A 22,123-nucleotide genomic window follows, 5' to 3' on the forward strand; every position below is an offset into this window, starting at 1 on the left:
CGGAGGGAGTGAGTGTGCCGGACGGCGGTTGTCCGGTTTCTATCCCTCGGACGGGCCCCCGGCCGCGAGCGGACGGAAGACGACCGGCTTGACGTCGATGACGGCCTGGTACATGACTTCCTCCTCGGATCGCGGGTGCCCCGCCGGGGCGCGACAGCCCTCCAGCCTATACCTGAAGATTCGCTGTGCACAACACGTGATATCGCCGAGTGCGGATCAGGCGGACGCCTCCCGCGCGAGCAGCCGACGCTTCACGTCGACGCCCCAGGCGAAGCCTCCCAGTGAGCCGTCGCCGCGCAGCACTCGATGGCACGGCACGAACAGCGCGGGAGCGTTGCGGGCGCAGATGGATGCCACGGCGCGCACCGCCTGCGGCCGCGCCAGCGCGGCGGCGAACTCCGTGTAGCTCAGCGGGCGCCCCGGCTCGATCGCCCGCAGCGCCGCCCAGCCCTGGTCCTGCAGCACCGTGCCGTGCTGTCGCACCGGCACGCGGGTGATGGCGGCGAGGTCGCCGGCGTAGTACGCGCGGACGGCGGAGGCGGCATCCACCTCTCCCGCCTCGATGCCGGCGGGCCGCAGCTCGGGATGGATGCGTGCGGCGAGTGCCGGCACATCACCGGTCCAGCCGGAGGCGAGCACGCTGCCGTCGTCGTCGGCGATGATCGTGAACTCTCCGTCGGGGGTGTCGATGGTCTGCGTGCGGGCGGTCATGATGCCTCCTGGGGAACGATGGGGGTGGATGCCGCGCGCCAGAAGTGCGCGGTCAGGTAGCTGCGCCAGGGCGCTGCGCGCTCGGCCCACGCGGTGAGCGGCTTCGCGTCGCCCGGCAGGCCGAGGCGGGCGGCCCCTGCGCGGGCGGCGACGTCGCCGGGCAGGAAGACATCGGGGTCGCCGGTGATGCGCATGCGCACGTAGTCGGCCGTCCACGGGCCGATGCCCGGGAGCGCGAGCAGCGCCGCGCGCTGGGTTTCGGGGTCGTCGCCGGCGCCGAGCTCGAGGGTTCCGTCGGCAAGGGCCGCGGCCGCGCCGGTGATCGCGCGGATGCGGGCGCCGGGGCCACGCAGCACCTCGGCGCCGTGCTCGGCGATCGCGGTCATCGTGGGGAACAGCAGTGCGCCGCCGGGCAGCCGCTCCCCCAGCGCGTCGGTCAGGCGGGTCAGCCCGGTGCGTGCGGCCGCCACCGAGATCTGCTGGCCGATCATTGCGCGCACGAGCATCTCGCCCGCGTCGACCGCGCCGGGTACGCGGATGCCCGGCGTCGCCGCCACGGCCGGTGCGAGTTCGGGGTGCCGCGCCAGGGCCGTGTCGATGCCGATCGGGTCGGCGTCGAGGTCGAACAGCCGCCGGGCGCGGGCCATGAGCGTCGGCAGGTCGCCGAGGTGCGCGAGCCGGGCGTCGAGGCGCAGCAGAGCGCCGTCGGTGCGGATGCGCAGCCATCCGGGGCCGTGCGGCAGGGCGAGCGTGCGTGCGTACGCCGTGCCCGATGCCTCTTCGACGCCGGCGACGGCTCGTGCCGTCATCCAGGCGAACAGGCCGTCGAGGTCGATGGGCGCGCGGTGCGCGAGCACGAGGTGGATCTCGCCGGGCTCGCCTGAGCCGGGCATCGCGTGCCGCCGCGCACGCAGCGCGAGCGGCGGCATCCCGAACACCTCCCGGATCGTGTCGTTGAACTGACGGATGCTGGCGAATCCCGCCGAGAACGCGACGTCGGCGGCCGGCAGGTCGGTGCCCACCAGCAGCATGCGCGCGGTGTGCGCGCGGTGCGCGCGGGCGAGGGCCAGAGGGCCGGCGCCGAGTTCGGTGGTGAGGATGCGGCCGAGCTGCCGCGCCGAGTAGCCGAGCCGCCGAGCGAGCCCGGGCACGCCCTCGCGCTCGATGACGCCGTCCTGGATGAGGCGCATCGCGCGGCCCGCGGCATCCGTCCGGAGATTCCATTCGGGCGAGCCCGGCGCCGCGTCGGGCAGGCAGCGCTTGCACGCGCGGTAGCCCGCCTCGTGCGCGGCGGCGGCGGTCGGGTAGAACGTGACGTTGGACGGCTTCGGGGTGCGCGCCGGGCAGCTCGGGCGGCAGTAGATGCCGGTGGAGCGGACCGCGGTGATGAACTGCCCGTCGAAGCGCGTGTCGCGTGCGTCGATGGCGCGGTAGCGCTCGTCGAAGGTCATCGCGGTCAGGCTCATGGCTCCAGCCTGACACGCTTCGGCTCGCCCCGCTCGCGGAAATCGGTCATCGCCGTGGCCGCCCCCTCCCCTCGCCAAATTCATATGGAATTGTCCAAAGCACATCAAACCGCCGGAGGTTTGATGTGCACTCGACAGAGTCATATGAATCCGCCAGGGTGGCCCCGGCTCCGCTCTGCCCCGCCCCACCCCGCACCGCACCCCCACCCGGCCGCGCGTGCACGCACGGGGTACCGCCGACGCAACCCGACGCCTAGCGTGAACCCATGGACACCTACGACCTCATAGTGATCGGCGCCGGCCCCGTCGGCGAGAACGTCGCCGACCGTGCCGTGCAGAGCGGCCTGTCGGCCGTCATCGTGGAGAGCGAGCTCGTCGGGGGCGAGTGCTCGTACTGGGCGTGCATGCCGTCGAAGGCGCTGCTGCGGCCGGGCGCCGCTCTGCGCGCCGCCCGCGACGTCGACGGAGCACGCCAGGCGGTGACCGGCCCGCTCGATGCGGCCGGGGTCTTCCGCAGACGCGACGCGCTGACGCACGACTGGTCGGACGACGGGCAGGTCGACTGGCTGCGCAGCACCGGCATCGATCTGATGCGCGGCCAGGGCCGGATCTCCGGCGAGCGCGAAGTCACGGTCGCCCCGGCCGACGGGCCTGCGCGCGTACTGCACGCGCGGCACGCCGTGGCCGTGTGCACGGGCACCCGCGCGACGATCCCCGACATCCCGGGCCTGCGCGATGCGAAGCCGTGGACGAGCCGCGAGGCGACCTCGGCCCACGACGTGCCCGAAACGCTCGCGATCATCGGCGGCGGGGTCGTCGCGTGCGAGATGGCGACCGCGTACGCCGCGCTGGGCAGCCGCATCACGATGATCGTGCGCTCCGGGCTGCTCGCCCGCGTCGAGCCGTTCGCGGCCGAGGCCGTGCGCGATGGCCTCATCCGCGCCGGCGTCGACATCCGCACCGGCAACACCGTGAGCGCACGCCGCGATCCCGACGGCACCGTGACGCTCACCCTCGACGACGGCAGCACGGTGCGCGCGAGCGAGGTCCTCGTGGCGACCGGCCGCGCACCGCGCACCGACGATCTCGGGCTGGATGCCGCAGGCCTGACCGACGGCGACTGGCTCGAGGTCGACGACACCATGCGCGTGCCCGGCGTCGACTGGCTGTACGCCGTCGGCGACGTGAACCACCGCGCCCTGCTCACGCACCAGGGCAAATACCAGGCGCGCGCGGCGGGTGACGTCATCGCGGCGCGGGCGAAGGACGAGAGGGTGGATGCCGCACCCTGGGGCCGCCACGTCGCCACCGCCGACCACAACGCGGTGCCGCAGGTCGTGTTCACCGACCCCGAGGTCGCGGCGGTGGGAATGACCGAGGCCGACGCTCGCGCCGCGGGCCGCAGCATCCACGTTCTCGATTACGACCTCGCGTCGGTCGCCGGCGCCGCCACGCAGGCCGATCATTACCGTGGGCAGGCGCGGGCGATCGTCGACACCGAGCGGGAGGTGCTGCTCGGCGCGACGTTCGTCGGGCCCGACGTCGGCGAGCTGCTGCACGCGGCGACGATCGCCATCGTCGGCGAGGTGCCGCTGTCGCGGTTGTGGCATGCAGTGCCGGCGTACCCGACGATCAGCGAGGTGTGGTTGCGCTGGCTCGAGCAGGCCGGCCGGCAGACGGCGTGAGCGTCAGTGGAAGAAGTGCCGCTCGCCGGTGAAGAACATCGTGACGCCGCGCTCCCGGGCGAGGTCGATCGTCTCCTGATCGCGCACCGAACCGCCGGGCTGCACGATCGCCGACACACCGGCGTTGATCAGGGTCTCGGCACCGTCGGAGAACGGGAAGTAGGCGTCGGATGCCGCGACCGAACCGGCCGCACGATCGCCGGCGCGCTCGACGGCGAGCTTGCAGGAGTCGACCCGGTTGACCTGGCCCATGCCGATGCCGACGGTCGCCGAGTCCTTCGCCAGCACTATCGCGTTCGACTTGACGGCACGGCACGACTTCCACGCGAAGATGAGGTTCTGCATCTCGTCGTCGCTGGGTCGCTCGCCCGAGACGAGGTCCCATCCGGCGGCGACCGATGCGAAGTCGTCGTCGGGGAACCGGTCGGCGTCCTGCAGCAGCAGGCCGCCGGAGACCAGGCGCACGTCCATCGGCTCCTGCTTCCAGTCGGCGGGCAGCCGCAGGACGCGCATGTTCTTCTTGAGCTTGAACAGTTCGAGCGCCTCGGGCGCGAAGTCGGGCGCGACGATGACCTCCGTGAAGATGTCGCGCAGGTTCTCGGCCATCTTCAGCGTCACCGTGCGGTTCGCGGCGATCACGCCGCCGAACGCCGACAGCGGATCGCACTCGTGCGCGCGCAGGTGGGCGCTGGCGATCGGGTCGAGCGCGTTGGGCGCCGCCACCGCGATGCCGCAGGGGTTGGCGTGCTTGATGATCGCGACGGCCGGCAACACCATGTCGAACGCGGCGCGCAGGGCGGCGTCGGCGTCGACGTAGTTGTTGTACGACATCGGCTTGCCCTGCACGAGATCGGCCTGGGCGATGCCGTGCCCGCCGACGCGTGTGTAGATCGCGGCGCGCTGATGGGCGTTCTCGCCGTAGCGCAGCGGAACGAGCCGCTCTGCCTTGATCGTCAGGTACTGCGGAAGGTCGACGCCTTCGGCGAGCGTCTCTTCCGAGAACCAGGTCGCCACGGCGCGGTCGTAGGTGGCCGTGTGGGCGAACGCGCGCGCGGCGAGCTCTCTGCGCTCGGCGAGCGTGGTGCCGCCGTTGCCGATCGCCTCGATGATCGCCGGGTACGACTCGGGCGAGACGACCACGGCCACGTTGGCGAAGTTCTTCGCCGACGCCCGGACCATCGCCGGTCCTCCGATGTCGATCTGCTCGACGATGTCGTCGGCCGCGGCCCCCGACCGCACGGTCTCGACGAACGGGTACAGGTTCACGATGACGAGCTCGAAAGGCTGGATGTCCAGCTCTGCGAGCTGGTCCTCGTGCGGCTGAAGGCGCAGATCGGCCAGCAGACCGCCGTGGATCTTCGGGTGCAGCGTCTTCACGCGCCCGTCGAGCATCTCGGGTACCCCGGTGACGGCCGACACGTCGGTGACCGCGTGGCCCGCGTCGCGGATAGCTCCGGCCGTCGAACCCGTCGACACGATCTCGACGCCCGCGGCGACCAGCGCCTCGGCCAGCGGAATCAGATCGGTCTTGTCGCTGACCGATACGAGCGCCCGGCGGACAGGCACGACATCGCGTTCGCGGTACAGGGACGGGTCGTGACGGGGGCCGGCCATAGGTGCTCCTTCTCGGGTTCGGTCAGGGGGTGTGGGAAGCGGGGGTGGATGCCGCGGCCAGGTCGAGCTCGCCGGTTGCGACGCGGCGCACCACATCGATGAGCAGGCGTCGTTCGACCGGTTTGATGCGCTCGTGCAGCGTGTGCTCGTCGTCGTCGGGAAGCACCGGCACACGCTCCTGCGCGAGGATCGGGCCCGAGTCGACCCCGTTGTCGACGACGATGACGCTTGCGCCGGTCTGGGGGGCGCCCGCCGCCAGCGCGTCGCGCACACCGTGTGCGCCGGGGAACTCGGGGAGGAACGCGGGGTGCGTGTTGATCACACGCGGAGCCCAGGCATCCACCACCGCCGCGGGCAGCAGACGCATGAGGCCCGACAGCACGATGAGGTCGGGGTTCCACACGCGCAGCTGGGCGTCGAGCTCGGCGCCCCAGTCTTCGCGGCTCGCGTAGGCGGAGTACGGCACCGTGAAGGCCGGTATGCCATAGGCCTCGGCATGCTCAAGGCCGTCGGCCTGGCGGTCGGCGCCCACGACGACGACGCGGGCGGGATAGTCGGGGTCATCGGCGGCGTCGAGCAGGGCCCGCAGGTTCGAACCGGTTCCCGAAATGAGTACGGCGACCGTCAGCACCCGCTCAGTCTACCCGCGTGAAGGGATCGCCCCGATCAGGGCTTGATCTCGTCCGGGCCGCCCAGAAATCCCGGGTCGATGGGCGCGGTCTCGACGTCATCCTCGCTCCCGCCGCGCTCGCTGCCGCCGCCCGCAGCCCCGCCGCCCGCAGCCCCGCCGCCCGCAGCCCCGCCGCCCGCAGCCTCGGCACTCGTGGCCCCGGTGCCCGCCCCGTCCGCCGGCGCCGCCCCCTCCTCCGCCGAGGTCGTACGCGTTTCCGCGAGGTCGTACGTGTTTTCGCGAGGTCGTCCCAAATCGCCGCGCGGCAGATCGGGTTCCGGCTCCCACACCGGAGTCAGCAGCAGGATGCCGGCGCCGACCAGCACCTCGACCCCCACGGCCAGTGCGACCCACCCCGGCTGAGGGCCGATCTGCGCCAATCGGCCGGGACCGAATGCGCCCGACGCCACCCAGGCCGCCAGCGCGGCGCCGCCGCCGGTCAGCACGGCGACGCCGCCCGCGGTTCCGGCGCGGACTCCCGCGGAGGCGTCGAGGTCCAGCATCCTTCCCCGCAGCACCCAGCCTGCAAGCACGCCGGCGCCGATCGGCAGCAGCACGAGGACCAGCAGCCACGGCGACGACGCGGCGGGCAGGGCGCCCAGCACCGGGATTCCCGGGATGATGCCTGACTGCGTGCCGGCGGGCGAAAACGCCGTGCCCGTGCCGACGGTGAAGCCGGGCCCCGCGACGAACGACAGGGCCCACACGATGAAGGTGGGCAGGTAGGCCAGCTGCGCGAGCGAGACCACGATGACGCCCATGACGTCGGCATTGGAGGACTGGTAGAGCGCGACGACGCGATCGCCGCCTGTGAGCAGGGCGACCACCACACCGAGGGCGCCGATGCCCACGAGCGCGGTCAGCGCGACCCCTGCTCCGCGCAGTGCGAGGGCGGGGACGTCGGGCCAGAGGTCCGGCAGGTCGGCGATCGACTCCCGCAGCCGACCGATGACACCCGCGTCGGTGCGCCACACGGAGCCGAGCACTCCCGCCGCGGCCGGGACCGCGAACACGAGCGCAGGCAGCAGGATCGCCTGCCACATCGGGGCGTCGGCGACAGGACCGCGGGCGGTCAGGCACACGACCGCGCTCACGATGGCGAATGCCACGGCGCCGCCGCCGAGTCCGGCGCCCCACGAGCCGCTGCGCCCGGCGCGGATGCCCGAGCGCACACCCCGGTACGCGGTGAAGCAGGCGAACGCGAGCGGGGCCAGCGAGACGGTGAAGGATGCCGCGGCATCGGGGATGCCGAGGGCGGCGACGTATTCCGCCGACAGATGCACCGTGAAGGGCACGAGATGGCCGAGCTGCCAGACGGCGGCGGTGGCAGGCCACAGCGCCGACCAGTCCGGAGCGCCGATGCCCAGCACCCAGAGCAGTGTGAGCGTGGCCAGCACCACCGCCAGCCCGGTGGCTGCGGCGATGAGCGCGTCGAACGCGGAGAGCAGGGCGATGAGCAGGCGGTGCATGGGCGGATTCGAGACTATCTTCAGCCGCGGCATCCACCCCCTCGGCCACGCCCACCGGAGAGAAACCGCTGCGCCCGCGCGCGGGATACGCCGGACGAAGCTGGATGGATACTGTGAAAACGACCCCGTGACTGTATGTTTCTTTCGGAGGTCCCCCATCACATGAGCACTACCCCTGCGCCCGAAACCACCGCGGAAAACACCCGTCCGCCCAAGAACGGCTTCGACAAGTTCTTCGAGATCACCCAGCGCGGTTCGACCCTCGGCACCGAGATCCGCGGCGGCATCGTCACATTCGTGACGATGGCGTACATCGTGATCCTGAACCCGATCATCCTCGGCGGCACGAAAGACGTCGCCGGTACCATGCTCGACAACCAGCAGCTGGCCGCCGTCACCGCTCTGACCGCGGGCGTCATGACGATCCTGTTCGGCCTCATCTCGCGCCTGCCGTTCGCGTTCGCCGCGGGCCTGGGCATCAACTCGTTCCTCGCTGTCAGCGTGGTCGGGCAGCTCACCTGGCCCGAGGCGATGGGCCTGGTGGTCATCAACGGTCTGATCATCGTGCTGCTGTCGGCCACCGGACTGCGGCGCATGATCATGAACGCCGTCCCGATGGAGCTGAAGATCGCGATCACGGTCGGCATCGGCATGTTCATCGCGTTCATCGGCCTGGTCGACGCGGGCTTCGTCACCTCGACCGGCCTGGCCTCTCCCCCGGTCGGACTCGGCATCAACGGCTCGGTCGCCACGATCCCGGTGCTGCTGTTCGTGTTGACGCTGCTGCTGGCCGGCATCCTGATGGCGCGTAAGGTCAAGGCCGCACTGCTGATCGCCCTGGTCTCGGGCACGGTCGTCTCGATGATCATCGAAGCCATCTGGCACATCGGTGCGCGCAGCCAAGACAACCCGGGCGGCTGGGGCATGTCGGTGCCGACCCTGCCCACGCAGTGGTTCAGCCTGCCCGACCTGAGCCTGGTCGGCCATGTCGACCTCGTCACCAGCTGGGGCCGCATCGGCGTCATCGCCTGCGTCATGCTGGTGTTCACGCTGGTGTTCACGAACTTCTTCGACGCCATGGGCACCATGACGGGCCTGGCCGAAGAGGCGGGTCTCGCGGACAAGAAGGGCGACTTCCCCCGGCTGAAGTCCGCGCTGATCGTCGAGGGCGTCGGCGCCGTCGTCGGTGGTGGCACGTCGGGCTCGTCGAACACCGTGTTCGTCGAGTCGGCATCAGGCATCGGCGAAGGCGCCCGCACGGGTGTGGCGAACCTCGTCACCGGTGTGCTGTTCCTGCTGGCGATGTTCATCACGCCGCTGACCTCGATCGTGCCCACCGAGGTCGCCGCCTCTGCACTGGTCGTGGTCGGTGCGCTGATGATGTCGCAGATCCGCCGGATCGATTTCAGCGACATGTCAGTGCTGGTCCCGGTGTTCATCACCGTGGCGGTCATGCCGTTCACCTACTCGATCGCCAACGGCATCGGCGCGGGGTTCATCGCCTGGGTCGTCATCCGGTCGCTGGCGGGCAAGGCGCGACAGATCAGCCCGCTGCTGTGGATCGTCGCCGCCGGCTTCGCGATCTTCTTCGCCCGCGGTCCCATCGAGACCCTGATCGGCGGCTGAGCCGCAAGGACCGGGATGCTGCGGGCCGCCGTGCCCGCGGCATCCACCATCCGAGGCGGTCGCAGGCATTCGATGCCCTGCGGCCGCCTTGTGTGTCGATGCCCCGTGCTAACTTCGCGGAATGACTGCGCTGACGCCGTATCTGCACGTACCCGGGACCGCCCGCGAGGCGCTCACCTTCTACCGGTCGGTGTTCGGCGGCGAGGTGGGCATCAACACCTATGCCGAGTTCGGGCGCGACGACGGCCCGGGCGATGCCGTCGCCCACGGCATGCTGACGGGCCCGGTGACGCTGTTCGCCGCCGACGCGGCACCCGGGCAGGAGCCCCTGCGCACCGCGGGCCTGATGTTCGCGCTGCTCGGCACGGCCGAACCCGACGTCATGGAGGGATGGTTCGCCGCCCTGGCCGACGGTGGCACTGTCGTCGATCCGCTGCAGAAGCGGCCGTGGGGCGACCACGACGGCCAGGTCACCGACCGGTACGGCCTCACCTGGTTGATCGGCTACCAGGGCTGAGCGTCACGCGCCGGTCGGCTCGAGCACGAACACCGCGATGAGCCGGTCGGTCTTCCGCTGGTACGACGCATAGTCCGGCCACGCGTCGACCGCGCGATCCCACCATTCGTCGCGCTCGGCGCCCTCGAGCTCGCGCGCGCGGTAGTCGCGCTTGACCGCGCCGTCCTGCAGTTCGACCTGCGGGGTCTTGCGCATGTTGCCGGCCCACGCCGGCTCGTCGGGCGCACCGCCTTTCGAGGCGACGACGGCATAGCGGCCTTCGTGCTCGACCCGCATCAGCGCCGTCTTGCGCAGCGCCCCGCTCTTGGCACCGACGGTGGTCAGCACGATGATGGGCTTCCCGCGCAGCGTGTTCGCCTCTTCGCCGGCGGTGGCCTCGAACGTCTCCGCCTGCGTGCGCGCCCAGTCGGCGGTGCTGGGCTTGTAGTCCCCGGTCAATGGCATGTCTTCACGGTACCGCGAACGCAGGAGGCCCGGCGCCGCGCGGGCAGCACCGTCACAGCGCGGCGCCGGTCACCCCCGCGAGAACACGCCTCTGCACGCCGTTTGGCTGGCGAGTTCAGGGGGTCAGTGCAACACCGGTGATTCTTTCGGTCAGTTTCTCACGTGGTGTGTAGAACTCGAGGACCTTGCGGGGACGGTCGTTCAGCAGCCGTTGGACTTCGGCGAGTTGCTCGTCGGTGATGGTGTTGAAGTTCGTGCCCTTGGGGAAGAAGTCACGAATCAGCCCGTTCGTGTTCTCGTTCGTGGGCCGCTGCCAGGGCGAGTGCGGATCACAGAAGAACACCGGGCATTGCGTTCTCACGCTGAACGAGGCGTGCTGGGCCATCTCGGTTCCCTGGTCCCAGGTGATCGTACGGACCAGCTCGTCGGGCAGGCTCTCGATCATGGACTGGAGCACCCCGGTGACCGTTTCACTGTCCCGGACACCGGGAAGCCTGCCGATCAGCGTGAACCGGGCGGCGCGCTCCACGAGCGTGACGATCCCGGAGCATTCCGGCCCGACGACCAGGTCCCCTTCCCAGTGCCCGGGCACGGCCCGGTCCGCGGCCTCCGCCGGCCGGGCATCGATCATGGCCCCTTCCAACCACGGACGAGAAGAGCGACGGGGAAGCTTGGACTGCGGCACCCGGCTGGTCCTGCCCGACCGCAACGCCTTCTCGACCTTCAGCTCGTGTCGTAGCGCGCCCGCGCCCTGCACATACAGGGCTTGATAGATCGTCTCGTGCGACACGTGCATCTCCGGCCGGTCAGGGAACTCCAGTCTCAACCGTCCCGCGACCTGCTCGGGCGAGAGCCGTGCCTTCAACTTCTCGACCACCACATCACGCAGCTCCGGTTCGCTATCCAGCCGGCAGGGTTTCGGGCGGGCACGCAACGCCTGAGCCCGGTGATCAGCGACCCGCGCGTCATACCAAACATGCCCCCGCGAGGACATGCTCGCCCGCTCCAGCTCCCGGCTGATCGTCGAACCGGACACCCCCACCTCACGGGCGATCGCCCGCATCGACACGCCCATCCGATACCGGGCCTCGATGATCACCCGATCCGCGCCCGAGAGCCGATGCCCATGCCCGGACGCCGGCGGCAACGGTGGACGGGCACTATCGACGTGCGGATAACGTCCGCGTCTCAACTGCATACCCGCAAGCTTGGCCCAATGACCCACAGTCCACGCCCGCAACCCGAGCCGGCCCGCGACCTCGCGAGCGCTCACACCATCCAACAACAACCCGAGCGCAGCAGCCCGAACCCCCATCGACGAATGCGATCCCAACGCCAACCTCCCAATCCAAGGGCGTTGCACTGACCACCTGAAACCGCCGCTCCCAGAGCGTGCACGAGCGTGATCTCGCGCGGAAGACGACCACGCACCGCACACGGAATGAGACGACGGGATGCCGCGGGCCGCAGCATCCCCTCCCCCGACCCAGAAACGAACCGCCGCCCCGGACCACCCCGTGGGGTGCGGCCGGAACGGCGGTTCGACGAGTCTGCGCTAAGCGCAGTGCGTCAGAGCGCGGTGATGATCTCGCGCATGAGCTCGGCGGTCTCGCTCGGCGTCTTGCCAACCTTGACCCCGGCGGCCTCGAGGGCTTCCTTCTTGGCCTGCGCGGTGCCGGCCGAACCCGAGACGATGGCGCCGGCGTGGCCCATGGTCTTGCCCTCGGGCGCGGTGAAGCCCGCGACGTAGCCGACGACCGGCTTGGTGACGTTGGCCTTGATGAAGTCGGCCGCGCGCTCTTCGGCGTCGCCGCCGATCTCGCCGATCATGACGATCGCCTTGGTCTCGGGGTCTGCCTCGAACGCGGCCAGCGCGTCGATGTGCGTGGTGCCGATGACCGGGTCGCCGCCGATGCCGATGGCGGTCGAGAAGCCCAGGTCGCGCAGCTCGAACATCATCTGGTAGGTGAGCGTTCCCGACTTCGAGACGAGGCCGATCGGGCCCTTGCCGGTGATGTTGGCCGGCGTGATGCCCACGAGCGACTCGCCGGGGGTGATGACGCCCGGGCAGTTCGGCCCGATGATGCGGGTCTTGTTGCCCTTGCTCTGCGCGTACGCCCACGCCTCGGCGGTGTCGCCGACCGGCACGCCCTCGGTGATGACCACGAGCAGCGGGATCTCGGTGTCGATGGCCTCGACCATGGCGTCCTTCGTGAACGCCGGGGGCACGAACGCGATCGATACGTCGGCGCCGGTCTTCTCGATGGCCTCGGCGACCGAGCCGAAGACGGGCAGCTCGACGGGGTTGCCGTCCTTGTCGGTGTGCGAGACCGTGGTGCCGGCCTTGCGCGCGTTCACGCCGCCGACCACGTTGGTGCCGGCCTTCAGCATGAGCGCGGTGTGCTTGGTGCCCTCGCCGCCGGTGATGCCCTGGACGATGACCTTGGAATCCTTGTTGAGGTAGATCGACATTCTCTTGTCCTTATCTCGTCTTCAGGCTCAGGCGTTCGCCAGCTCGGCGGCCTTGTCGGCGCCCTCGTCCATGCCTGCGGCCAGGGTCACGAGCGGGTGGTTGGCGCCCGCGAGGATCGCACGGCCCTCTTCGACCTGGTTGCCGTCGAGGCGCACGACCAGCGGCTTGGTGGCGGCGTCACCGAGGATCTCGAGCGCCTTCACGATGCCTTCTGCGACCGCGACGCACGAGGTGATGCCACCGAACACGTTCACGAAGACCGACTTGACCTGCTCGTCACCGAGGATGACGTCCAGGCCCGCCGCCATGACGGTGGCCGAGGCGCCGCCGCCGATGTCGAGGAAGTTCGCCGGCTTCACGCCGCCGTGCTTCTCACCCGCGTAGGCGACCACGTCGAGCGTCGACATGACCAGGCCCGCGCCGTTGCCGATGATGCCCACCTGGCCGTCGAGCTTGACGTAGTTCAGGTCGTGCTCCTTGGCCTTCGCCTCGAGCGGGTCGGCGGCCGACTTGTCTTCGAGCGCCTCGTGGTTCGGGTGGCGGAACCCGGCATTGTCGTCGAGCGACACCTTGCCGTCGAGCGCGATGATGTCGCCCTCTTCGGTCTGCACCAGCGGGTTGACCTCGACGAGAGTCGCGTCCTCGCCCTTGTACACCTCGAAGAGCTTGACGAAGACCTCGGCCACCTTGGGGGCCAGCTCGTCGTCGAAGCGCGCGACCTTCGCGATCTCGAGCGCCTTGGCCGGGTCGATACCGGTCAGCGGGTCGACCTCGACGCGGGCGAGTGCCTCAGGCTTCTCGACGGCGAGCTGCTCGATCTCCATGCCGCCCTCGACCGAGCACAGGCTCAGGTACGAGCGGTTCGCGCGGTCCAGCAGCACCGAGAAGTAGAACTCCTTGGCGATGCGGGCGCCACCGGCGACCATGACGCGCTTGACGACGTGGCCCTTGATGTCGAGGCCGAGGATGGCCTGAGCGGCCTCGTACGCCTCGTCGGGGTTCTTGGCGACCTTGACGCCGCCGGCCTTGCCGCGACCGCCGGTCTTGACCTGCGCCTTGACGACGACGACGCCGCCGAGCTTCTCAGCGGCCGCCTTCACCTCGTCGGGCGTGTCGGCCACGATGCCGGGAAGCACCGGCACTCCGTACTGTTCGAACAGGTCTCGTGCCTGGTACTCGTAGAGATCCACGTGCAATCCTTCGTTGGGACGAATGTGGGGTGATGAGGCGAAAAACGTCTCGACGTCGAGATAAATCGACCGCCGTCCAGCCTACTACCCGAGGCTGGGAGCCCCGATCCGCCCCCGTCGCGGCAGCACGCGCAGGTCGTCGGTGGCGGGTCCCTCGATCCGCCGGCCGTCGGCGCCGAACCTCGAGGCATGCAGGGGACAGTCCCAGGTGCACTCAGCATCGTTCCACCGCAGAACACCGCCGAGGTGCGGGCACACGGCACTGACCGCACGCGTGTCACCGTCGACCGTGGAGACACCGATCGGATGCCCGGCACGACTGGTGAGGATGCCGCGGCCTTCGTCCGGCTGCGGCACCGGCGCCGGATCGCGCAGCGCGTCGGCCCATCCTCGAGCGGCTTCACCGCCGATGCGCACGTTCTCGGCGATGCCGCGCCCGAGGTCGGCGGGAACGGTCATCCGCGTGGAGACCACCCGCATCCACTCGGCACGGTCCCGGCGCGGCACACCGAGGATCTCAGTAGAGATCCGCAGGGCGGCGGCGGGCCCGTTCGACAGCCCCCATTTCGCGTAGCCGGTCGCGAAGCGGATGCGGCCGAGGCCGCGCGGCATTGCTCCGACGAAAGGGATGAGGTCGTGCGACTGGTAGTCCTGCGCCGACCATTCGGCGATCGGGTCGGCTGACGGGAAATGACGCTGCGTCCATGCGATGAGGTCGTCGACCTGCCCGCGTGGCGAAGCGCAGCGGCCCACGGGGTGGCCATTGCCGCCGACGATGAGTTGCGCGCCGGCAGGACCATCGCCGGGCGTGACCGGGCGGATCGACCGGGTCGGGCCGTCCACCGAGAGGAACATCCCGTCGGGCACGGCGTCGGAGTCGGTCGCGAAAGCGACGCAGTACGAGCGCAAGCCGTGCGTCTTGGCGAAGTACAGGCCACGGTCGACGATCGGGGTTCCCGTGGCGAGCACGATGTGGTCGGCGAAGACGGGGCCTGCGGCCGTGCGCACGGACGGGCGCGGCTGCGTCCGCACGCCGTCGACGCGGCTGCCCGTGTGCAGCGTTCCGCCGGCCTCGAGGAACGCGTGCGCCAGCGCCGCCGTCACCGCGACCGGGTCGACCGCCACCTGGTCGTCGAGCGCCACCGACGCCGCCACCGGAAAGCCGGTTTCGTCGGGGACCGCTCGCCGCACCGTCAGACCCGCCTCGCGTGCCGCGGCCTGCTCCGCCGCCACCATCGGCTCGCCATCCGACGTCTGCGCATAGGAGTACGCCGTGCGCCGGGTGTACGAGACGCCGGCTTCGTCGATGAACTCCGTGAGCCACCGCATCCCATCACGATTCGCGTCCACGTACGCCCGCACGAGTGCCGCCGGGTGATGTCGCCGCAAGGTCGAGAGCACCGATCCCTGCAAGAGCGAGAGCTTGCCCGTGTTCCCGCCACTTGCGAGCTGGGCGACCTCGCCCGCTTCGATGACCGCGACATCCATCCCCCGCCGCACGAGCATGACGGCCGTCGCAAGGCCCGTGATCCCGGCGCCGACGACGATCACGTCGTGGTGCGATCCGGGCCGCAACGGCACTCCGGCAGGGGCAGTGGCGTCCATCTTCCACAGGGGAATCATGCGCTCAGCCAACCGCCTCCGACGCTCGCTGGCAACGGCCTTGACAGCCCCGCGCCGGTACCGCGCCGGCATCGAGCCTCGCCGCGTCGCATCGCGCCGCGCACCTGCGTCATCTGCGCCGCGTGTGCGCGCGTCACGCGACTACTCTCAGAACATGGCCACCTCTTCGCGCACCGCCGTGATGACCGCGGCGCTCGACCTCTTCGACCGGCAGGGCTTCGAGGCGACGTCGGTGGAGCAGATCGCGCAGGCCGCCGGCGTCTCGCGCTCGACGTTCTTCCGGCAGTTCGGGGGCAAGGACGACGTCGTCTTCGCCGACCACGAAGTGCTGCTCGAGATGCTGCGCGATTACTTCGCCCGCCCGCACGACGACCCCTGGCAGGCGGTGCGGGATGCCTGTCTCAAGGTGTTCCGGCATTTCGCGGCCGATCCCGAGCTGGCGCGACGGCGCTACGCCGTGGTGCGGCAGGTGCCCGCGCTGCGCGAGCGCGAGATCGTCGCGGTGTTCCGTTACGAGCGACTCTTCGACGAATACCTGCGGGATGCGCTGCCGGGCCTCGACCCGATCGACGCCGTGAGCTTCGCCGCAGTGGTCACAGCGATCCACAACCACGTGCTGCGGCGCCTCATCCGCGGCACGAAGCGCGTGCCGGCGTCGGTGCTCGCCGCCGCCCTCGACGAGGCGCTGCGCCGCTTCGGCGTCCTCGGCGACACGGAGGTGCCCGCCGACGACGACGTGGTGGTCGCCGTCTTCCCGCGGCGGATGCCCACGGCAGAGGTGGCGCGACGTCTGCGCACCGAGCTGCCCGGGGCATCCTGAGCCGGCGTGCTTCAGAACGCTTGTCGTCCGTCCGCGGGCGGCCAACGGTGCGGCCCGCGGCGTCGGAAGAGGCTGATATACATCTGAGAGGCGTTGCGAACGAGAACGATGAGTCCGATGTCCGATCTCGCAGGTCGACACGCCGTGCACGGAGAATCACACACCGATGATTGTCGCCGACAAGTTCGGCGGCTGAACCGCCGGCGGAGAGACGATGCCCACTGAGAACCTGTCACCCGACGACCTCACCGACTTCGCCGAGCTGCTGGCCACGGCCGACACCGCACCCCCTGAGCACGGTGGCCCGCGGCGCCGTAGCCGGCGGAAACAGCGCGGCGGGAGGCGGCGCGGCGGGCTCATCGCGCTCCTGGTGGTGGTCGTCGTGCTCGGCGCCGTGGGCGGCTACGCCGGCTGGGCGCTCAACGCATCCTTGCCGGTGCCCGTGGCGTCGGTGCACAAACCGGCTGTTCCCGTCACGTCGGCGGCCGAGGTGCCGCTCCCCTCCGACGGGGCTTCTGCGATCCGTCTCTCGGGCGCGGACAAGTACTTCGCGGCTGCCAAGACGAAGCTCGATCTGACCAGCGGCACGACCAAGCCGTTGACGATCGCCAGCATCACGAAGGTGGTCACCGCGCTCGTCGTACTCGACGCTCGACCGCTCTCCGACGCCGATGATCACGGCCCCATGATCACCTGGAGCAAGGCCGACCACGACCTGTACGACAGGTACTACGTGATGGGGGCCACGATCGCGACGATGCCGATCGGCAGCTCGATGTCGGAGTACGACGCGCTGGCCACGATGCTGCTGCCCTCAGCCTGCAACTACGCCGATGCTCTGGCGACCTGGGCGTACGGATCGCAGTGGTCGTTCGTTGCTGCCACCCGCGCGTGGCTGGCGGACCACGGCCTGAAGCACACGACGATCGTCGAGCCGACGGGGCTCAGCCATGAGAACCGCAGTACGCCGGCCGACCTGATCAAGATCGGCAAGCTTGCGGCCGCGAACCCGGTGGTCGCCAAGATCGCGGGCACCGCCTCTCTCGTCGTCCCCGGAGCCGGCATGATCCGCAACACGAACGACCTGCTCGGTACGGACGGGATCACCGGCCTGAAAACGGGAAATCTCGGCTACGGCAGCTTCTGCCTGCTGTACACGGCGGACGTCAACGTGCAGTCGGCAGGAAGCGTGCACGTCATCGGCGCCGTTCTCGGGGGCGGGTCGCGCGAGTCGATCGATGGCGACGTGAAGGCGACCCTCGACGGGATTTATAGCGGCTTCCATATGGTGCCCGTCGCCGAGACCGACCAGCGGCTCGGCACCTACACGACAGCGTGGGGATCATCGGCCCGGTTGGTCGTGAGCGAATCCGCCTCCGTTTTCACCTGGTCTGACACGCCCATCACGGTGTCGATGAAGACCGCCACGCCGAAGGACTACACGGACGGCGAAGTCGTCGGCCAACTCACATGGACCGCGGGGCCGCGCACGGCCAAGGCCAAGATCGCGGTCGACGGGGACATCACGCCGCCCGACGCCTGGTGGCGGCTGACGCATCCCTTCGAACTCGGCTGAACGGCTCGTTGCGGAGTCACCGGGTGTTCATTTCCATGAGGGGGTGGATGCTGCGGCGGGGGTGTGTGTTCAGCATCCTTGTCCGTGGGGGTCTTCGGTGCAGGTGTGGGCGACCAGGGCGGTGTGGGCTTGGTAGATGTGGATGGTCTGGGTGGGGCTTGTCGCGGTGATGTAGCCGGGGACGGGTCGCCAGGTCCCGTCGCCGAAGTTGACGGCGGGTGTGTAGGCGACGGTCACCGATGCGGTGTAGCGGCCGCGGTGTTCGTAGGCGTGGCTGGTGGCGGTGGGGGTGAACTGTGGGTCGCCGGTGGTCTGCCAGCTTTCGCCGGGGGTGCGGGTGGTGGTGTGGGTGCCGTCGCCGGGGGTGAACGTGTAGTGGTGCGGGGTGAACCGGACCGCGACGTGGAAGCCCAGGAGGGTGCCGTGGAGGGTCTGGGTGCCGGTGGCGGCGACCAGGTTGGTGGGCAGCCCGACGATCCCGACCTGGTCGGGTTCGCTGACAAGCTGCGGGGTGTCGGGGCGGAAGGAGGCCAGGTCGCTGAGCGTGACGGTCGGGATGCTGCGCACGGTGCCCGGCTCGTCGGTCTCGGGAGCGGGGGTCGGGTTGAGGGTGCAGGGGATGACGGGTGACTCACAGTCCACCGCTGTCGCATCGGGGACATCGGGAGGATCCGGGGCCGGCGCGTGCTGCCCGGTGTCGTTCGCGGTGTTGGTGTTGCCGGCGCCCGCGCGGTGCGTCGACTCCCGATGACCCGGCGTCGTCTGGGACGCCGAAACATCGAGGGAGTCCATGTCGTTTTCGGCACACTGAGTGGTCGCGATTCCCCCGAGTCCGACGCATTCCGCCGCCGACGAGGCTTGCGGGGCCGTGTGGGTAATTCCGGCGCACATCAGCGTTGCAAGCAATGCGGTGCCGATCTGCAGCGTCAGCATGACGGCGAACCAGACCGTCCGGCAACCGAACTGACGAGGAAGCCCGATTCGGCAGTCTCATCGCTCGTGAGCTCGACGCGAATGCTCTGGACATCAGGCCGATCGGTAGCCACAAGAGACGCGCCATTGCCATCGCGGATATCCACGGTAGAGACGTCCACGCAGGCAGCGAGGGCTAGCGAGGAGAGCGCGCCATCCGCTTCTACCGGCTCGAGAACGACCACTCTGCTTGCGCCGCTCATCGTCGCGCCCTGCGCATAGTAGCTCGTCAGTGCCTTCTTATCACCGGAGAGCCTGTCACCTGTCTCCCACTTGTAGACGTCCTCGAAGGTGGCGGGGTCGCTGAGGTCGACGTTGTTGAGCGCGTCGACGTAGGCCCGATAGGTCTCCTCGGCCGCCGCGAACGCTTCATCTTCGCTGGCAAAAGCGGCGGTCCGCGTGGGTGTCGGGTCGGGCTGCGGGGCGCATCCAGCGACCAGCGCAGTGGCGCAGATGAGGACGGCGGCGAGCCCGAGACGAGAAGACACAAGCCCACCGTAGCGATTCGAAGGTCTGGCCCGTCGTAGTTATCCACAGGCTGGATGCCGCGGCCCGCAGCATCCACCCCACTTCGTTGCCTTCGCGAGCAGCGTCCTCGTCACCCCATAGAGATCCGCGTCCGTTACTGGAAATCGCATGCGCGAATGTCGACAGCGCGAGTAGCCGGCGCGCAGCGGCCCGCCCACCGCCCGACCCGCGCGGCGCCCGGCCGGCGTCACGTCGCGCGCACGACCTCCGAGAACGGATAGTCGAGCGTCTGCTCGAGCTGGTCGAACGTGCACGACCGCGCATCGCGATCGGGCCGCCACCGGCGGAAGCTCGGGATGTGCCGGAACCGGTCGCCCTCCATGTGGTCGTATGCAACCTCGACGACGAGCTCAGGGCGCAGCGGCACGAACGACAGGTCCTTGCCCGAGCTCCACCGGCTCACGGCGCCGGGCACTCGATCGCCCGCGCTGACCTCTCCTCCCCACGGGTGGTCGGCCACGTCGACATCGCGGTATGGCGCGAGCTCGTCGAGAAGTTCCCGTCGCCGCGCCATCGAGAACGACGACGTCACACCGACGTGCTGAAGGCGCCCGTCCTCGCGATAAAGACCGAGCAGCAGTGATCCGACGACGTCGCCGCTCTTGTGCCAGCGGAACCCGGCGACGACGCAGTCGGCAGTGCGCTCATGCTTGATCTTGAACATCGCGCGCTTGTTCGGCTGATAGACCCCGTCGAGCGGCTTGGCGACGACCCCGTCGAGCCCGGCGCCCTCGAATGTCGAGAACCAGCGCTGCGCCTCTTCGAGGTCGGCGGTTGCCGGCGTGACGAACACAGGGTCGGTGGCCGCGGCGAGCGCCTCCACCAGCCGCGCGCGCCGCTCCGCGAACGGAAGCCCGGTGAGGTCTTCGTCGCCGAGCGCCAGCAGGTCGAAGGCCACCAGCGCCGACGGCGTCTGCGCCGCCAGCATCCGCACCCTGCTGTCGGCGGGATGGATGCGCTGCTGCAACGCCTCGAAGTCGAGCCGATCGCCGGTCACGACGACGATCTCGCCGTCGATCACGCACCGCGCCGGGCTGTTCGCCCGAATCGCCTCGACGAGCTCGGGAAAGTAGCGGGTCAGCGGCCGCTCGTTGCGGCTGCCGAGCACGACCTCGTCGCCGTCGCGGAACACGATGGTGCGGAACCCGTCCCATTTGGGCTCCACATGCCCCACGTCGGGAATCTGCGCGACCGCCTTCGCGAGCATCGGCGCCACGGGCGGCATGACGGGCAGGTCCACGGATCAGTCTCCCTCGCGCGGTGGCGTGAATTCGACGAGCGGTATCTTCGCGTCGCCGCCGGCCGCGGCATCCATCGCCCCTTTGAGCCGCTTCCATGCGGCGGGATGCTGCGCCGCATAGCCTCCAAGCGCGGCCGCCGAATCCTCCGGCGAGAGCAGGTGCACGTGCGCGCGGACGCGGCGGGCGCGCCCCGTGCTCAGATAGGCCACGCCGTTCGCCTTCAGGTTGCGGTACCACTGGGCTTTCGTGCCGAATCCGGATGCCACGACAATGCGGTTGCGGCCGCGATCGACGACCTCCACCACGACGTAGCGCGGCTCGTTCGAGACCCGTCCGAGATGCTCGATCATGACCAGTCGCCTGCCGAAGATCCAGCCGAGGCCTGCTCGGTAGAGCCCGATCGGCGCCCGCACCAGCCACTGCGTGCGCAGCAGGTCGCGGATCACCCGGTCGATGCGCTTCTCACCCATCGTCCTCCTTCTTCGCCCGACTCGGCTGCACCCGCGGGGGCTCGCCGGGCATCTTCGGAAACTCGGGCGGGAACGGCAACTCCCCCAGCCCGTCGTCGAGGTCGCGCTGCCACCACTCGAGCAGCGTGTCGATGCGGCCGGGCTTGGCCGCGATCGCCTCCCACGGGTCGCCGACCTCGGCCAGTCGCCGCGGGATCGTCCGCACCGTGAACGCGGCGGGATCTGCCGACGCGAGCTCATCCCAGGCGAGCGGCGTCGACACCGTTGCCGTCGGCAGCGCGCGAGGACTGTACGCCCCGGCCATCGTGCGATCGCGGTTGGCCTGGTTGTAGTCGATGAAGATGCGCTTGCCGCGCTCCTCTTTCCACCAGTCCATCGTCACCTTGTCGGGCATGCGGCGCGCGAGCTCCCGGCCCGCGGCGATCACCGCATGCCGTACGTCGAGGAACTCGTGCGCAGGCTCGATCGGGCAGAACACGTGCAGCCCGCGGTTGCCGCTCGTCTTGATCCACGTTTCAAGCCCGGCCTCGGCAAGCACGTCACGCAGTGCGGGGGCGACGGCCGCGGCATCCCCGAAGTCCGTCCCCGGTTGCGGATCGAGATCGATACGCAGCTCGACCGGGTTGTCGGTGTCGGACGCGAGCGACGCCCACGGATGGAACACGACGGTGTTCATCTGCGCAGCCCACACCGCGGCTGCGATCTCGGTGAGGACGAGCTGTGGATGCCGTCGGCCGCTGTTGTACGTGACGGTCACCGACTCGACGAACTCGGGCGCCCCCTTGGGCGGGTTCTTCGAGAAGAAGGCCTCGCCGTCGATGCCGTCCGGAAAGCGCTGCAGCGACACGGGGCGGTCGCCGTTCGCACGCAGGAAAGGGTCGGCGACGGCGATGAAGTACTCCGCGAGTTCGCGCTTGGTGATTCCCACTTCGGGCCAGACGACACGATCCGGACTCGACAGACCGACCTCACGGTCGCCGTGAGGCCCGGGGACGGTCAGCGTGATCCGCGGCGAAGCCATGCCCCCA

20 protein-coding genes are annotated in these 22,123 nt (G+C 69.9%); 5 read left to right on the top strand and 15 right to left on the bottom strand.

Annotated elements, in window-relative coordinates; all coding sequences use genetic code 11:
- Positions 1 to 216: 216 nt before the first annotated feature.
- Positions 217 to 711 (bottom strand): methylated-DNA--[protein]-cysteine S-methyltransferase, encoded by a 495-nt coding sequence (locus PU630_RS12530; RefSeq protein ID WP_275277398.1) that lies wholly within the window; start codon positions 709 to 711, stop codon positions 217 to 219.
- On the bottom strand, positions 708 to 2,177 hold the full coding sequence (locus PU630_RS12535) for an AlkA N-terminal domain-containing protein (RefSeq protein ID WP_275277399.1): 1,470 nt from the start codon (positions 2,175 to 2,177) through the stop codon (positions 708 to 710). The genes PU630_RS12530 and PU630_RS12535 overlap by 4 nt, the downstream gene beginning before the upstream one ends.
- A gap of 266 nt (positions 2,178 to 2,443) precedes the next feature.
- On the opposite strand from PU630_RS12535, the gene PU630_RS12540 reads away from it, so the two are divergent.
- Positions 2,444 to 3,862: a dihydrolipoyl dehydrogenase family protein gene (locus tag PU630_RS12540; protein WP_275277400.1), complete on the top strand. Its 1,419-nt coding sequence runs from the start codon at positions 2,444 to 2,446 to the stop codon at positions 3,860 to 3,862.
- A 3-nt stretch (positions 3,863 to 3,865) separates the two neighbouring features.
- Here PU630_RS12540 and purH read toward each other — a convergent pair whose 3' ends face one another.
- The 3 genes from purH to PU630_RS12555 are packed head-to-tail and all read right to left on the bottom strand — an operon-like array spanning position 3,866 to position 7,615.
- Positions 3,866 to 5,476, bottom strand: a complete 1,611-nt coding sequence (gene purH, locus PU630_RS12545; protein ID WP_275277401.1) for a bifunctional phosphoribosylaminoimidazolecarboxamide formyltransferase/IMP cyclohydrolase — start codon at positions 5,474 to 5,476, stop codon at positions 3,866 to 3,868.
- Positions 5,477 to 5,498: 22 nt separating this feature from the next.
- On the bottom strand, positions 5,499 to 6,107 hold the full coding sequence (purN, locus tag PU630_RS12550; protein ID WP_275277402.1) for a phosphoribosylglycinamide formyltransferase: 609 nt from the start codon (positions 6,105 to 6,107) through the stop codon (positions 5,499 to 5,501).
- 35 nt (positions 6,108 to 6,142) lie between these two features.
- Positions 6,143 to 7,615, bottom strand: coding sequence for a cell division protein PerM (locus PU630_RS12555; protein ID WP_275277403.1), 1,473 nt, complete (start codon positions 7,613 to 7,615; stop codon positions 6,143 to 6,145).
- Between the two features lie 162 nt (positions 7,616 to 7,777).
- Here PU630_RS12555 and PU630_RS12560 point away from each other — a divergent pair, with 162 nt between their 5' ends.
- A complete protein-coding gene (locus tag PU630_RS12560) occupies positions 7,778 to 9,241 on the top strand; it encodes an NCS2 family permease (protein ID WP_275277404.1) in 1,464 nt (487 codons plus the stop codon).
- A 121-nt stretch (positions 9,242 to 9,362) separates the two neighbouring features.
- On the top strand, positions 9,363 to 9,758 hold the full coding sequence (locus PU630_RS12565; protein ID WP_275277405.1) for a VOC family protein: 396 nt from the start codon (positions 9,363 to 9,365) through the stop codon (positions 9,756 to 9,758).
- 3 nt (positions 9,759 to 9,761) lie between these two features.
- Here the strand turns inward: PU630_RS12565 and PU630_RS12570 are convergent, their stop codons facing one another.
- The 5 genes from PU630_RS12570 to PU630_RS12590 form a co-directional block, all read right to left on the bottom strand.
- Entirely contained in the window at positions 9,762 to 10,202 is a 441-nt protein-coding gene (locus tag PU630_RS12570; RefSeq protein ID WP_275277406.1) for a nitroreductase family deazaflavin-dependent oxidoreductase, read from the bottom strand.
- Positions 10,203 to 10,317: 115 nt separating this feature from the next.
- Positions 10,318 to 11,517, bottom strand: a complete 1,200-nt coding sequence (locus PU630_RS12575) for an IS30 family transposase (protein WP_428981953.1) — start codon at positions 11,515 to 11,517, stop codon at positions 10,318 to 10,320.
- A gap of 254 nt (positions 11,518 to 11,771) precedes the next feature.
- Complete coding sequence (gene sucD, locus PU630_RS12580) at positions 11,772 to 12,674, bottom strand: succinate--CoA ligase subunit alpha (protein ID WP_275277408.1); 903 nt, start codon at positions 12,672 to 12,674, stop codon at positions 11,772 to 11,774.
- 27 nt (positions 12,675 to 12,701) lie between these two features.
- A complete protein-coding gene (gene sucC / locus PU630_RS12585; protein WP_275277409.1) occupies positions 12,702 to 13,865 on the bottom strand; it encodes an ADP-forming succinate--CoA ligase subunit beta in 1,164 nt (387 codons plus the stop codon).
- Between the two features lie 84 nt (positions 13,866 to 13,949).
- On the bottom strand, positions 13,950 to 15,470 hold the full coding sequence (locus PU630_RS12590; protein WP_343075843.1) for an FAD-dependent oxidoreductase: 1,521 nt from the start codon (positions 15,468 to 15,470) through the stop codon (positions 13,950 to 13,952).
- 172 nt (positions 15,471 to 15,642) lie between these two features.
- Between PU630_RS12590 and PU630_RS12595 the strand changes: the two genes are divergently transcribed.
- Complete coding sequence (locus PU630_RS12595) at positions 15,643 to 16,308, top strand: TetR/AcrR family transcriptional regulator (RefSeq protein WP_275277411.1); 666 nt, start codon at positions 15,643 to 15,645, stop codon at positions 16,306 to 16,308.
- 214 nt (positions 16,309 to 16,522) lie between these two features.
- Complete coding sequence (locus PU630_RS12600; protein WP_275277412.1) at positions 16,523 to 17,884, top strand: D-alanyl-D-alanine carboxypeptidase family protein; 1,362 nt, start codon at positions 16,523 to 16,525, stop codon at positions 17,882 to 17,884.
- Between the two features lie 69 nt (positions 17,885 to 17,953).
- On the opposite strand, the gene PU630_RS12605 is transcribed toward PU630_RS12600, so the two are convergent.
- From PU630_RS12605 to ligD, 5 genes are all read right to left on the bottom strand, one after another.
- The gene (locus PU630_RS12605; protein ID WP_275277413.1) at positions 17,954 to 18,676 is read right to left on the bottom strand and encodes a hypothetical protein; all 723 of its coding nucleotides are present in this window, start codon (positions 18,674 to 18,676) and stop codon (positions 17,954 to 17,956) included.
- Positions 18,677 to 18,810: 134 nt separating this feature from the next.
- Positions 18,811 to 19,344, bottom strand: coding sequence for a hypothetical protein (locus tag PU630_RS12610; RefSeq protein ID WP_275277414.1), 534 nt, complete (start codon positions 19,342 to 19,344; stop codon positions 18,811 to 18,813).
- A 227-nt stretch (positions 19,345 to 19,571) separates the two neighbouring features.
- Positions 19,572 to 20,624, bottom strand: a complete 1,053-nt coding sequence (locus PU630_RS12615; RefSeq protein ID WP_275277415.1) for an ATP-dependent DNA ligase — start codon at positions 20,622 to 20,624, stop codon at positions 19,572 to 19,574.
- A 3-nt stretch (positions 20,625 to 20,627) separates the two neighbouring features.
- Positions 20,628 to 21,095: a nitroreductase family deazaflavin-dependent oxidoreductase gene (locus PU630_RS12620; RefSeq protein ID WP_275277416.1), complete on the bottom strand. Its 468-nt coding sequence runs from the start codon at positions 21,093 to 21,095 to the stop codon at positions 20,628 to 20,630.
- Entirely contained in the window at positions 21,088 to 22,116 is a 1,029-nt protein-coding gene (gene ligD, locus PU630_RS12625; RefSeq protein ID WP_275277417.1) for a non-homologous end-joining DNA ligase, read from the bottom strand. Before ligD ends, PU630_RS12620 begins: the two co-directional genes overlap by 8 nt.
- Between the last annotated feature and the right edge of the window lie 7 nt (positions 22,117 to 22,123).

Origin of the sequence: Microbacterium horticulturae, from assembly GCF_029094505.1 — a bacterium.
Lineage (GTDB): Bacteria > Actinomycetota > Actinomycetes > Actinomycetales > Microbacteriaceae > Microbacterium > Microbacterium horticulturae.